Below are 13,557 nucleotides of genomic sequence, written 5' to 3'. Positions count from 1 at the left end.
ATGAGTCATCAGCAACAGTTAACTGCCTATTTGGATGCGCTAATATCTGAGTTGGTAAAAAACGGGGTAGAACATGCTGTTATCAGTCCAGGATCAAGATCAACCCCCATCAGTTTATTGCTTGCAGAGGAAGAGGACATAAAACTGCATGTTCATATTGATGAAAGATCAGCTGCCTTTTTTGCTTTAGGAATAGCGAAAGCGTCCAAAAAACCAACTGTATTAGTATGTACTTCTGGTACTGCCGCTGCAAATTATTTTCCGGCAATTGTAGAGGCGAAGATTTCTCGCATACCTTTAATCGTACTGACGGCAGATCGGCCCCATGAACTTCGTGATGTGGGAGCACCGCAGGCAATTGATCAATTAGATCTCTATGGAAAGCATGTTAAATGGTTTATGGAAATGTCGACACCTGATAATAGTCCAGGTATGATAAGATATGCTAAAACAGTGGGTGCTAGAGCGGTAGCAATGGCAAAACAGCATCCTAGCGGTCCAGTGCATGTGAATATTCCATTGAGAGAACCATTAATTCCTGATTTAAATAATTTAGAACGCTACCGTTCAGAAGACCAGGAAACAAGAACTATCCAGATTAAAACCGGGGAGTTTACGATTCATGATTCCTATTTTCATGATTTAGCAGCAAGCCTGGAAGCGGAAGAGGAAAGAAAAGGGATTATCATCTGTGGAGAAATCGATAAAGAGGACTTTTCTTTAAAAATACTTCAATTGGCTGAAAAAACTGGTTTTCCGATTATAGCTGATCCACTTTCCCAACTACGAAGTAAGAGTGCGGACAAGGACGTTGTCATCGACACCTATGATACTTTTTTGCGAAATGAAAGGATTAAATCACTATTAAAACCGGTTATCGTTATTCGTTTTGGAAGCATGCCGATTTCTAAACCATTAACTATATTCTTACGAGAAAATGAAAAGGCAAAACAGATTGTAATAGATGGGGGAAGCGGCTACCGTGATCCCAATCAACTGACAACAGAAATGGTTTATTGTGAAGAAGGATATTTTTGTGAACAGCTTTCATCGTTTGTTTCTCCTTGCTCAATAAATCACTATTTGAATAAATGGATAGAAATTAATGAAAAAACCAAAAAGGAATTAACAAAAACAGCAGAAATTAAAGAAATGAGTGAGGCAAAGCTTTTTCATTGCTTGGGTGAAATGATTCCCAATAAGGCCGTTTTATTTGTAGGAAATAGTATGCCCATTCGCGATTTGGATACTTTTTTTCATAAACAAAAAAAACAAGTAACCATTATTGCAAATAGAGGAGCAAATGGAATTGATGGGACGATATCTACTGCGCTCGGAGTGGGGGTTATTAAGCAGCCGCTCTTTTTAATTGTAGGGGATTTAACCTTTTTCCATGATTTAAATGGATTAATCCTTTCTGAGCTATATCAGCTTCCAATCACTGTCATATTAATAAATAATAATGGAGGCGGAATCTTTTCATTTCTTCCTCAAGTAGAATTGCCGAGACATTTTGAATTATTATTTGGAACGCCTTTAAATATTGACTTTAAGCATGCAGTGGAAATGTATAAAGGACAATATCAGCTTGTTAACAGTTGGAATCATTTAGAGATATTATTCCAAGATAGTGATTTCGCGGAGGGCTTAAGAGTATGGGAAATACGCACTAATCGGGAAAATAATCTTTTAGAACATCGGCAAATGACGAATCGGATTCTAAAGATGTTAGATCAATTAGATTAAAAAGGTGAAGCCTATGTTTATCAAACTACAGGATATAAGCTATCATGTAACGGTTGAAGGAGAAGGAGAGCCTCTTTTATTATTACATGGATTTACTGGGGATAGTGGAACTTGGATGCCATTTATTCCTTTATGGAAGAAGAACTATACGGTTATTACGGTCGATATTATTGGTCATGGAAAGACGGATTCGCCGGAAGAAATAGAAAAGTATACTATGCAAGAAAGTGTCACTCATTTAAGAGCGCTTATTGATCATCTTCAATTGGCTTCTGTTTATTTATTAGGTTATTCGATGGGTGGTAGGTTAGCGTTAGCATACGGTATGAATTATCCTGAAACAGTTAAAAAACTTATTCTAGAAAGTTCCTCTCCCGGCTTAAAAACGGATTTAGAGAGAAAGCAAAGACGAATACAAGATGAGAAACTGGGAGACTCTATCCTTGAACAAGGAATAATAAACTTCGTGAAAAAATGGGAAGAAATTCCATTGTTTGAAAGTCAAAAGAAGCTGAGTGAAGCTGCAAAGAAAGCAATTAGGAAGCAGCGGCTAGCTAATAACCCAGTTGGATTAGCAAATAGTTTAAGAGGAATGGGGACAGGTGCACAAAATTCGTATTGGTCCTCTCTTTCTCGCTTATCAATAGATACATTGTTAATTACAGGAGAACTTGATCAGAAGTTTTGTCAAATCGCTGAAGAAATGGTTGACTGTAATAAAAAAATAAAGCATTTAACTATAAATGATGCTGGTCATGCAATTCATGTGGAGAAACCAGAAATTTTTGGTACAATAGTATTGGAGTTTTTAAGGAGCTGACATTGATGTTCAGCCCTATTAATAAGGAGGAAAAAGAATGACAGTGGAATGGGTAGCTGGCAGACAATATGAAGAAATCATTTATGAAACATATAATGGTATTGCCAAGATTACAATTAATAGACCTCATGTACATAATGCATTCACGCCAAGAACCGTTAGTGAATTAATTGATGCGTTTGCAATGGCAAGAGATGATAGTGATGTAGGAGTTATCATTTTAACTGGTGCAGGCGATAAAGCATTCTGTTCTGGTGGAGATCAAAAAGTTAGGGGTCATGGTGGATATGTAGGAGAAGATCAAATTCCCCGCCTAAATGTCCTTGATTTACAACGTCTAATCAGAGTTATTCCTAAGCCTGTCATTGCGATGGTAAAAGGATATGCAATTGGTGGAGGACATGTGCTGCATATTGTCTGTGATTTAACGATTGCTGCAGATAATGCTATTTTTGGACAAACTGGTCCAAAGGTAGGTAGCTTTGATGCTGGTTATGGTTCTGGTTATTTGGCAAGAATCGTTGGCCATAAAAAAGCTAGGGAAATTTGGTTCTTATGCCGTCAATATAATGCCCAAGAAGCTCTAGATATGGGATTAGTAAATACGGTAGTGCCGTTAGAAAAAGTAGAAGAAGAGACGATTAAATGGTGTGAAGAGATTTTAGAGAAAAGTCCAACTGCCCTTCGTTTCTTAAAAGCTGCCTTTAATGCAGATACAGATGGTTTAGCTGGTATACAGCAATTTGCCGGTGATGCAACTTTGCTTTACTATACAACCGATGAAGCAAAAGAAGGAAGAGATTCCTTTAAGGAAAAACGCAAACCTGATTTTGGACAATTCCCGCGTTTTCCTTAATGGAAAAGGATGAATGAAAAGCTAGCTATCCAAGAGATGGAATCGCAATTCATTCGTATTAATTAATAGATACTGGGGTGACACTCGTTTTTAGCAATGGTGTTTTAATGGACATGCTAATAATAGTGTCACCTTTGTTTGTATAGAAAAGAGGGTTAATAAATTATGACAGAAATACTTCCGAATTTTATTAAAAATAGAGCACAGTTAACACCAGATAGAGAGGCAATTGTATTTAAAGAAGAAAGACTAACATTTAAAGAATTATATGAAATGGCTTATTACCGTGCAGGGATTTGGTCAGCCATTGGAGTAAATGACACAGATTATGTGGGGTTTCTTGTTAAAAGTGATTTAGAAACTGTACTTCACTTATTTGCTATGCAAATTATTGGAGCAAAGGCAGTTCTTCTTAATAATCGCTTAACAGCGAAGGAAATGGCTTATCAATTAAACGATGCGAATGTTTCCTATTTAATCTCAGAAGAAGCGTTTAAAGAGAAGGCAGCTTTGCTTGAAAAAGAGAAAGAAATGACTGTATTTTATAAAGAAAATATAACAGAAAGTACCTACATTGAGCCAAAAGAAAAGGATCAAGTGTCTTTAGAGGAAACTTGTACGATAATGTATACGTCAGGAACAACCGGACTTCCGAAAGGAGTCATTCAATCTTACGGTAATCACTGGTGGAGTGCCGTGGGAAATACGTTGAATGCAGGCCTATATGAAAAGGATACCTGGTTATGTACCGTTCCATTATTTCATATCAGTGGATATTCGATTTTAATGAGAAGTATCATTTATGGGATGAAAGTCGTTTTGCATGATTCCTTTGATGAAAAGAGGGTATTAGAGGATTTATGGAAAGAAAAAGTAACGATTATATCGGTTGTCACCACGATGCTAGAGCGAATCGAAAAGGCTGCTCATGATAAGTTTCCACCTTATTTTCGGTATATGCTTTTAGGTGGGGGGCCAGCCTCCATAGAACTGCTGACTAGATGTATGAATAAAGGGATTTCTGTTTATTATTCATATGGAATGACGGAAACTGCCTCACAAATTGTTACCCTTTCGCCAGAGGATAGTATTAGAAAAATTGGTTCAGCCGGAAAGCCACTTTTTCCTGCTCAATTACAAATTGTTAATCAAGCAGGAGAGCGTTTAGGATCAAATGAGGTAGGCGAAATTAAAGTGTGTGGGCCGAATGTATCAAAAGGCTATTTAAATAAAGAGAATCATTTACAAGATAGCTGGTTTTTTACCGGTGACATAGGGTATATAGATTCTGAAGGATTTCTCTATGTGTTAGATAGACGGTCAGACTTAATTATTTCGGGTGGAGAAAATGTTTATCCAGCAGAAGTCGAAGCTGTACTGACTGAAATGGACGGGATAAAAGAAGCGGCAGTGATAGGGATTCCTGATGAAGAATGGGGACAAGTACCGATTGCATTTATTGTTACAGATGAAAGTATGCAAGAGAATACAATTATCGAAAAATGTACAAACGTTTTAGCAAAATATAAAATCCCCAAAAGAGTATTTTTTATATCAGAAGTTCCACGAAATGCCTCAGGAAAAATAGTCAGAAGAGAATTAAGAAAATGGATAGAGGAACAATCGGACTTATCTTTGTAATTTTAACTAGTTCATGTTGTTGTGGCTACTAGTAAAAAAATTCAATGAAAGAAGTGTACGTATGAGCTTATATCATGGATCATTATATTGGCCAACAACGGTTCATGAAAGACCCGTTTATCCAAAGTTGAATAATCATGTTACTTGTGATGTGCTTGTAATTGGTGCTGGAATGTCAGGCGCCTTATTAACTTATATGCTTGCAAAGGAATCGCTTCAGGTGATTCTAGTGGATAAAGGTAGTGTTGGCAATGGAAGCTCTGCTGCCAACACAGGGCTATTGCAGTATTCTAATGATAAAATGCTGCATTCCTTTGCAGAAAGTATTGGGGAAGAAGATGCTGTTCGATTTTACGAATTATGCCTTAATGGGATGAAGGAATTGAAAAGTATCGCAAGTTCCTTACACGAAGATGTCCAATTTGTAAATAGACAAAGCTTATATTACGCAAGTACAGATTCAGACGTATTTTCTCTAAGAAAAGAATATGAGATGCTAAAAAAGTATAAATTCCCAGTAGAATTTTTAGAAAAGGATATGATTTATAAAGCATATGGATTTAATAAACATGCGGCAATAAGAACAAGTGGGGACGCAGAAGTGAACCCAGAAAGGTTTATTATTTCCTTAATAAAAGAGGCTGCACAAAAGAGCAATGTTCAAGTTTTTGAAAACACGGAAGTTTCAAAGCCTCAGAATAAAGATGGCTGCTGGTTGTTTAACAATGGCGATTCAAGTATAAAGGCAAAGCATGTCGTGTATGCAACTGGGTATGATTTAGATAATTTTGCAATAGACATACCTACAAAAATAAATAGAACGTTTGCAATCGTTACAAACCCAGTATCTTCTTTTCCACATTGGGAGGATCGGTGTTTAATTTGGGAAACCAAACGTCCGTATTTCTATATGCGAACAACCCTTGATGGAAGGATAATAGCGGGTGGTTTAGATGAAGAAATAATGGAAGCGCCTAGAGACGATCAGATTTTACAATTATATGCGGATAGATTATTAGTTCGTATTAAAGAACATTTTCCCCATTTGCAACTAAAAGCTGACTATGTATATGGAGCAACATTTGGAGAATCAAAGGACGGAATTCCCTTTATTGGCGAACATCCACAGCAAAAGAATTTATATTATTGTTTAGGATTTGGAGGAAATGGTACAGTTTATAGTGCTTTCGGTTCGACCATATTGAAGGATTTAATAATAAAGGGGGAGCACCCTGATGCTGATTTGGTACGATTAGATCGATAAAAAAAGGAATCCCTAGTAGTTTTGATTGGGATTCCTCTTTGCATTTCCATAAGTTTAGCTTAAGCTATTTTCAGGTTCAAATGTCTTACAGTCTGTTTCATAACTTGTATCCGCATGTTTTCCCACATTACTTACAACATAAATTTGGTCGGCTCCACAACGGTTTCCTTTTTCCCAAAAAGTACAATTCCTTACTTCACAAAGTACGTCTTTTGCCATAGGATACCACTCCTTTTCTTAAGTTGTTAATCCAAAGCCTTTTTAGGAGATGTCTTCTATTTGCACATAGGATGCAATTGAGACTGTTAACAGTCATTGCACTTTAGTATTATTAGAAGGTTGGAGGAATTACATACATAGGACAAATGAAAAGAAGTACCAATGTTGGAAAGTATCATCTATTTCAAATTTGTATATTAGGCAAATTTTCATTACTATTAATAAGGAGACTCTTTCTTTAGAACAGAAATTATTTGTATTTTATGAATTGAATTTTTTAAGGAGTGCAAAAATGAGCCTATTACAAGATATGTTAGTCTATAATGAAGAATTTGTAAGGGAACAAAAATATGAAAAATTTATTACAGGTAAATTTCCCAATAAAAAAATGGTGATTCTAACTTGCATGGATACAAGATTGTTAGAACTTTTGCCACAAGCATTAAATCTTTCTAACGGAGATGTGAAAATTATAAAAAATGCAGGAGCAGTAGTTGTTCACCCATTTGGAAGTATTATGCGAAGTATTTTGGTTGCAGTATATGAGCTGCAAGCTGATGAAGTGATGGTAATAGGTCATCATGACTGTGGGATGAGTGCATTGCATTCAGATAGCATGGTGGAAAAAATGAAAGAAAGAGGCATATCAGACGAAACGTTTGCAACTTTACAACATTCTGGAATTAATCTAGAAAAATGGTTGACAGGTTTTGATTCTGTATCAGATAGTGTTACCCATAGTGTAGAAATGATTAAAAGGCATCCGCTATTGCCAAGTGGCGTTCCAGTTCATGGGTTAGTGATAGATCCAAAGACTGGAAAATTAGACTTGGTAATAGACGGTTATTAATTTTTCTCTTTTGGCGAATGAGGATGATTTCTACAGTGCCAATCTTCTGGTACTGGATCCAGACCACCTGGATGAAAGGGATGACATTTAAGAATTCGTTTAATGGTTAAGTACCCTCCTTTAAAAGCGCCAAATCTTTGAATCGCTTCTAAGCCATAACTAGAGCAGGTTGGATAAAAACGGCAAGTTGGCGGTTTTATTGGAGAAATTACTTTGCGATAAAATTGGATAATAAATAAAAAGACGTATTTCATTATGCTGTTTCCTCTCCTTCTTTGCATGTAGTATAACATGGGTGAAGAGAGGAGTAAAAGTAATCACTGTTTAACACAAAATTCCCACTGGAAAAATATTATATATATTAAGTTGATGAAATTACTCGGCTTTTTAGATATAATAAAGATAGAAGAAGAAAGGGAGATGACTTATGCCTTCAGTTGAAAGTTTTGAATTAGATCATACTGCCGTAAAAGCCCCATATGTAAGACATTGTGGTGTACACAAAGTTGGTAGTGATGGAGTAGTTAATAAATATGATATTCGTTTCTGTCAGCCAAATAAGCAGGCAATGAAGCCAGATGTTATTCATACGTTAGAGCATCTACTTGCCTTTAATTTACGCGCACATGTAGAAAAGTACAATCATTTTGATATTATTGATATTTCTCCAATGGGGTGTCAGACTGGCTATTATTTAGTTGTAAGTGGGGAACCAACCGTTGAGGAAATTATCGATTTATTAGAGGCAACGATGAAAACGGCAATTGAAATTACTGAAATTCCAGCAGCTAATGAAACACAATGCGGTCAAGCAAAACTACATGATTTAGAAGGTGCAAAAAAGCTGATGAATTTCTGGTTAAGCAAAGATAAAGAAGAATTAAAACAGGTTTTTGCTTAAAAAAAGAAATAAACATTCCAACCAAATAGAAACCCAAACAAATTGTACGGAAACGCTAATGAAAAATTCCGTATATTGTTTGGGTTTTTTATTCATAAAATTGATTTATCTTTAAAACATAATAACCAAAATATTAAGCTCTACAAAAGGGGACTAAGAAGCCTTGAAAATGATTCTTTGAAACGGATCCATAAGGACCTTTTTGAATATTGGTCGGCTGTTAAATGTGTGGATAAGTCCATGTCCTTTAAGAAATCGTCTGTCAGCTCATTAGCAATCTGTTCACTATAAATAAAGGCGTTTACTTCAAAGTTGAGTCTAAAGCTTCTCATATCAATATTAGCAGTTCCAACTGAAGCGATTTTTCGATCGACTAAAATTGTTTTTGCATGGATGAATCCATTTTCATATATATAAATCTTTGCTCCTGCTTTTAACATTTCTCCAATATAAGAATAAGTGGCCCAGTAAACAAACATATGATCCGGTTTATTAGGAATCATAATTTTAACGTCTATTCCTGAAAGAGCTGCAATTCTTAAGGTATCGAGCAAACTGGCATCAGGGATAAAATAAGGTGTTTGGATATAAACACTTTCTTTAGCAGACGTGATCATTTTTATATAACCATTTTTAATTTGTTCCCACTCTGAATCAGGTCCGCTTGAAACGATTTGCATTCCGATATTACCAATAATTTCTTCAATCTTACCAGGAAAATATTCAGGCGAATATTGAATTTCATGGAGATGAGAAGCTTGATTCCAATCAAGAATAAATCTTGTTTGAATGGCATAAACAGCTGTACCAACAATACGTAAGTGAGTATCTCTCCAATATCCAAATTTCGGGTGAAGTCCTAAGTATTCATCACCAACATTAAAGCCGCCGATATAGCCGATTTTCCCGTCAATAATTCCTAATTTTCTGTGATTGCGATAATTTAATCGCAAATTGATGAGGTGAAATTTACTAGGAAAAAAAACTTCAACAAAGCCACCAGCTGCCCGCAGCTCTTTAAAAACCCTTTTACGTAACGTTCTTGAGCCGAGCTCATCATATAATAAGCGTACTTCTACTCCTTCTTTTGCCTTTTCAACAAGTAAGCTAATAAGATCGGAGCCGATCCCATCATTCTTCAAAATATAGTATTGTAAATGAATAGATTTTTTAGCATTTCTGATATCTTCAAATAATTGATCGAATTTTTTATGACCATCTGTAAATATCTGAACAGCATTATTCTCCGTAAGTACTGCATCATTATTAAATAAATTCATATAAATAAGATCTTGGTTTTTTCTAATGACTTCATTTGTTGTCCGCAATTGATTAGAACTTATTTGCAACAGTTGAGAAGCTAAAATTGGCTCTATGCCAAGTTTTTTTCGGCCATCCCATTGAAATAGTTTTCTATTTCGTAGATTTTGCCCGAAAAGTAAATATAAGATAAACCCAAGAATGGGGATAAAGGTCAGCACCATTAGCCATGCCCATGTTGCAATAGGATCTTTTCTTTCGAAGAAGATAACAAGAAAAGCAAAAATGATATTAAGTATAATAATTACACTTAAAACAATTGAATAGATGTGCATCGAATTTTGTCCTTTCTCACAAAAAAAGCAATAATATGTGCGATAAAAATAAGATAGAGTGTGTATATGACTGCTCTAAAATAAATATCCTGTATAATTATAGGGTAAAAGGGTAAAACTTTGAACTATTTTGTATTTATTTTAAAAAAGAAGAATTTCCCTTTTTTCTTTAATGTGATAAAGTAAAGATAAAACGAGAAGTACTTACTTAATAAATAATAACAAAGTTGTTTATGCAAGATATATGGTTTTTAACCTCAAGACTGCTAGCTTAAATCTCACCATAGATTAATTTTTATGTTGGAAAAAACGAGTTAAAGTAAGGAGCTTTTATGGAAGACTTACATCTTGGTATGCTACTCTTTTTAATTGCCGCTGGATTTATCGCAGCATTTATCGATTCCGTAGTTGGCGGCGGCGGACTAATCTCATTACCGGCTCTATTGTTCACTGGATTGCCGCCGCAGATTGCGTTAGGAACAAATAAACTTGCTTCCACTATGGGCTCATTAACAAGCTCGATCTCTTTTATAAGGCATGGAAAAACAGATAAAAATTTACTATCAAAACTCTTACCTCTTTCCATTATTGGTTCTGCAATTGGAGTTTATGTAGTACAAAAAATCCCATCAGAATCGCTCAAGCCGCTGATTCTTGTTGTTTTAATTGTAGTGACCATTTATACTCTTACGAAAAAAGAATGGGGAATTCATTCTACATACAACGGGTTGACGAAAAAGAAACTCTTATTTGCTCTATTTATTGTACCATTAATAGGATTCTATGATGGTTTTTTAGGAGGAGGAACGGGTTCGTTCTTTTTATTTTCCTTTCTCCTGATGGGATTTGATTTTGTGGAATCTGCGGGAAATGCTAAAGTTCTTAACTTTGGAAGTAACCTTACAGCACTTATTGTTTTTTTATATTATGATTCTGTCTATTATTTATATGGGCTTGTGATGGGCATTGCCATGATTTTAGGAGCATACATTGGCTCTAGAGTAGCTATTGCGAAAGGGTCTAACTATGTAAAAATATTATTTGTCTTGGTCTCCGCTATTTTGATTGGAAAAAATATATTTGATTATATAACAAATCCATAATATAAAAGGCTGTTTGCTATCCTAAACATTTTGTTTGGGATGTCAAACAGCCTTTGTATAGAAAATTAATGGAGATTTCGATGGGTAAAGATTGGGTTATTCGGTTTTCGATAATCTTCACTTGCAAATTTACCCTTTAAACTTTCAATTAAATAAAGACCCATTAAATCATATAATTCTTGTTCATTTAATTCTTGGATTATATGTAATAAATCTTCTCTACTCATTTCCTCTAAAAAAGCAAAGGCAAGCATATCGATATCCTCTTCATCACCAGTTAATTTATTTTTATATAAGTTATATAGTTCATCTACAATTTTCATCATTGTTTCCTCCTATTTCAGCCAGTTTTAAATGTAACCGTTTTATTTAACCGTATTATATATGATTACATCCTATTATTACTAGCTATTATGTGAACATTATGTTAAAGAATAATACAAATATTCATGTGCCATTCTAATTACCATACATGAAAATTCACTCTGAAAATAAATATCATTAAGAACTGTCTCTTCTATAAAAAATATACCCTATTTTAGTGGAAAAAACTCCTGTTTCAATGGTAGTATTTGCTATGATAATAATAGACAGTAAATCAGCTTAATGGCATGCTGTTTGCTTTAGTATGCAAGCTACTTATATTAATAATACATAATAATGGAGTAGGTATGGAAATATTTTATGATCAAAACAACAATTTAGTGAAACTTTCATTTGTAAAAAATGAATGGAACGAAGAAGCAAGACATGTATTAGTTATCTGTCAGTATAAAGATCAATGGTTATTAACAAAACATAAGGAACGTGGATTGGAGTTTCCAGGTGGAAAGAGAGAAACGGGCGAAACTACTATTCAAACAGCTCAGAGAGAAGTGATGGAGGAAACAGGCGGCATTATAAAAAGTCTGCAATGGATTGCAGCTTATCAGGTTTTTGGGGAGGTTCCTTTTTTGAAGGATGTATTTTTTGCAAGAATCAGTCAGTTAAGCTCCAAAGAGGATTATCTTGAGACAGATGGTCCTGTTTTGATTACTGGCAATATAATAAAAAAGCGATGGAATGATTCCTTTAGTTTTATTATGCAGGATGAGGTCATCCAATTTTGTATATCTTATATTGAAAATGAATTATTAAGCAAAAAGAAGGGGTAATATAGGAGAAAAAAGGAAAGGAGCAGATAGTATGCAAAATGGCGATATAATAGAGAAAATTCGATTTCCATCTCCTAACCCTTCCATTGATTTATTTTTAGTTACTTATTATGTCGATGGTTTACGAGTAAAAGGAATGCTCGCTTCACCAAATGATGGGAAAACCTATGACGGCTTTCTTTATCTAAGAGGGGGTATAAAAAATGTTGGCAAAGTCCGTCCGGGAAGAATTATTCAATTTGCATCCGAAGGCTTTGTAGTCTTTGCTCCCTTTTATAGAGGGAATCAGGGTGGCGATGGAAATGAAGATTTTGCAGGAGAAGATAAAAATGATGCTATAGCAGCATTTACACTCCTTAAGAATTTATCGAATGTTCAGGATGTCCATGTATTTGGTTTTTCAAGAGGAGGAGTTATGGCTCTATTTGTAGGTATTTACTGCCCTGTAAAATCAATTGTTACATGGGGCGGCGTAAGCGATATGTTCTTAACATACGAAGAACGTAAAGATTTGCGCAGGATGATGAAACGAGTTATCGGGGGAACTCCTTCTAAATATCCAGACAGATATGAAGAAAGAACTCCGCTTTATCAATTAGAACAAATAAATGCTCCTACTCTTATTATTCATGGGAAGCTGGATAAAAATGTTTCGATTGATCATAGTCTCAAATTAGAAGAAAGATTAAAACAACTCGGAAAAGAAGTAGACTCTTGGTATTTTCCAGAGTTTACTCATTACTTTCCTCCAGCTACAAATCGAAAAGTGGTCACATCCTTAACCAGTTGGATGAAAAAACAAACGGAAAGGATGGTAAAATAAAAAATAAGCTTTATTATCTTAGTTGATGTTCCGATTTTATGGTCATGCAAGGAGCCTTGATTGCCGGTAACATATTACGAAAGAGAAAAAAATAGAGAAGGGGAATGTAAAATGGGCATGCCTTTAGAATTAAATACAATGATTGTTACAAAAGGAAAAGAAATAAGATTAGAAGAAAATTTATTTTTGTTAGAAAAAGAAGATTATCGTTTATATCCAATGAATATCCCGTTAGAGGTAAGAAGAACAAAAACTGCTGAGATATCGGGGATTGCTACGATTGAAAAATTAGAATGGGAAAAGAATAAAACATCGATTACTTATAAATTGATTTCATTAAATTCCACAAATTAATGAATAAAGTGAAAAATGATTGACATGTATTGATGGATTAAGCTATCATTTTACCTTGAACGGATACTCTCTTATCCTGAGCTGGTGGAGGGACTGGCCCGATGAAACCCAGCAACCTACTATGTGAAGAAAATTACTGAATCATTCATGTTTACATGTAATGGGACAGACATTCTCTTAGGAAAGGTGCTAACCTGAAGCAAGGAAATTCTTCCTTGAACGATAAGAGTG

At 34.9% G+C, this 13,557-nt stretch carries 15 protein-coding genes and 1 riboswitch; of the genes, 11 read left to right on the top strand and 4 right to left on the bottom strand.

The window, feature by feature from the left end; all coding sequences use genetic code 11:
• From menD to NSQ89_RS15870, 5 genes are all read left to right on the top strand, one after another.
• Positions 1-1,746: a 2-succinyl-5-enolpyruvyl-6-hydroxy-3-cyclohexene-1-carboxylic-acid synthase gene (gene menD, locus NSQ89_RS15890; RefSeq protein ID WP_341132910.1), complete on the top strand. Its 1,746-nt coding sequence runs from the start codon at positions 1-3 to the stop codon at positions 1,744-1,746.
• Positions 1,747-1,759: 13 nt separating this feature from the next.
• On the top strand, positions 1,760-2,566 hold the full coding sequence (menH, locus tag NSQ89_RS15885) for a 2-succinyl-6-hydroxy-2,4-cyclohexadiene-1-carboxylate synthase (RefSeq protein ID WP_341132909.1): 807 nt from the start codon (positions 1,760-1,762) through the stop codon (positions 2,564-2,566).
• A 37-nt stretch (positions 2,567-2,603) separates the two neighbouring features.
• Complete coding sequence (menB, locus tag NSQ89_RS15880; RefSeq protein WP_047944543.1) at positions 2,604-3,422, top strand: 1,4-dihydroxy-2-naphthoyl-CoA synthase; 819 nt, start codon at positions 2,604-2,606, stop codon at positions 3,420-3,422.
• Between the two features lie 165 nt (positions 3,423-3,587).
• Complete coding sequence (locus tag NSQ89_RS15875; RefSeq protein WP_095258017.1) at positions 3,588-5,063, top strand: o-succinylbenzoate--CoA ligase; 1,476 nt, start codon at positions 3,588-3,590, stop codon at positions 5,061-5,063.
• Positions 5,064-5,124: 61 nt separating this feature from the next.
• Positions 5,125-6,327, top strand: coding sequence for an NAD(P)/FAD-dependent oxidoreductase (locus NSQ89_RS15870; RefSeq protein ID WP_341132908.1), 1,203 nt, complete (start codon positions 5,125-5,127; stop codon positions 6,325-6,327).
• 54 nt (positions 6,328-6,381) lie between these two features.
• Here the strand turns inward: NSQ89_RS15870 and NSQ89_RS15865 are convergent, their stop codons facing one another.
• On the bottom strand, positions 6,382-6,546 hold the full coding sequence (locus NSQ89_RS15865; RefSeq protein ID WP_082138439.1) for a DUF1540 domain-containing protein: 165 nt from the start codon (positions 6,544-6,546) through the stop codon (positions 6,382-6,384).
• Positions 6,547-6,838: 292 nt separating this feature from the next.
• Between NSQ89_RS15865 and NSQ89_RS15860 the strand changes: the two genes are divergently transcribed.
• On the top strand, positions 6,839-7,396 hold the full coding sequence (locus NSQ89_RS15860; RefSeq protein WP_047944541.1) for a beta-class carbonic anhydrase: 558 nt from the start codon (positions 6,839-6,841) through the stop codon (positions 7,394-7,396).
• Here the strand turns inward: NSQ89_RS15860 and yidD are convergent.
• A complete protein-coding gene (gene yidD, locus NSQ89_RS15855) occupies positions 7,393-7,650 on the bottom strand; it encodes a membrane protein insertion efficiency factor YidD (protein WP_047944540.1) in 258 nt (85 codons plus the stop codon). The genes NSQ89_RS15860 and yidD overlap by 4 nt on opposite strands.
• Positions 7,651-7,823: 173 nt before the next feature.
• Between yidD and NSQ89_RS15850 the strand changes: the two genes are divergently transcribed.
• A complete protein-coding gene (locus NSQ89_RS15850) occupies positions 7,824-8,297 on the top strand; it encodes an S-ribosylhomocysteine lyase (RefSeq protein ID WP_047944539.1) in 474 nt (157 codons plus the stop codon).
• A gap of 140 nt (positions 8,298-8,437) precedes the next feature.
• Here the strand turns inward: NSQ89_RS15850 and cls are convergent, their stop codons facing one another.
• The gene (gene cls / locus NSQ89_RS15845) at positions 8,438-9,892 is read right to left on the bottom strand and encodes a cardiolipin synthase (RefSeq protein WP_047944538.1); all 1,455 of its coding nucleotides are present in this window, start codon (positions 9,890-9,892) and stop codon (positions 8,438-8,440) included.
• A gap of 332 nt (positions 9,893-10,224) precedes the next feature.
• Here cls and NSQ89_RS15840 point away from each other — a divergent pair, with 332 nt between their 5' ends.
• Complete coding sequence (locus NSQ89_RS15840) at positions 10,225-10,995, top strand: sulfite exporter TauE/SafE family protein (protein ID WP_341132907.1); 771 nt, start codon at positions 10,225-10,227, stop codon at positions 10,993-10,995.
• A gap of 65 nt (positions 10,996-11,060) precedes the next feature.
• Here NSQ89_RS15840 and NSQ89_RS15835 read toward each other — a convergent pair whose 3' ends face one another.
• The gene (locus tag NSQ89_RS15835) at positions 11,061-11,318 is read right to left on the bottom strand and encodes a DUF6154 family protein (protein WP_047944536.1); all 258 of its coding nucleotides are present in this window, start codon (positions 11,316-11,318) and stop codon (positions 11,061-11,063) included.
• A 348-nt stretch (positions 11,319-11,666) separates the two neighbouring features.
• Here NSQ89_RS15835 and ytkD point away from each other — a divergent pair, with 348 nt between their 5' ends.
• The 3 genes from ytkD to NSQ89_RS15820 all read left to right on the top strand — a co-directional run bounded on the left by ytkD (position 11,667) and on the right by NSQ89_RS15820 (position 13,326).
• Complete coding sequence (ytkD, locus tag NSQ89_RS15830) at positions 11,667-12,149, top strand: RNA deprotection pyrophosphohydrolase (protein WP_144581418.1); 483 nt, start codon at positions 11,667-11,669, stop codon at positions 12,147-12,149.
• A gap of 31 nt (positions 12,150-12,180) precedes the next feature.
• Complete coding sequence (locus NSQ89_RS15825) at positions 12,181-12,972, top strand: alpha/beta hydrolase family protein (protein WP_047944534.1); 792 nt, start codon at positions 12,181-12,183, stop codon at positions 12,970-12,972.
• A 111-nt stretch (positions 12,973-13,083) separates the two neighbouring features.
• Entirely contained in the window at positions 13,084-13,326 is a 243-nt protein-coding gene (locus NSQ89_RS15820) for a DUF2584 domain-containing protein (protein ID WP_047944553.1), read from the top strand.
• Between the two features lie 68 nt (positions 13,327-13,394).
• Positions 13,395-13,555: riboswitch (SAM riboswitch) on the top strand.
• Positions 13,556-13,557 lie beyond the last annotated feature (2 nt).

The organism is Niallia sp. FSL R7-0648, from assembly GCF_038007005.1.
Taxonomy (GTDB): domain Bacteria; phylum Bacillota; class Bacilli; order Bacillales; family Cytobacillaceae; genus Niallia; species Niallia circulans.
The sequence above is the reverse complement of the archived record's forward strand: the minus strand, read 5'-3'. Positions and strand labels throughout refer to the sequence as shown.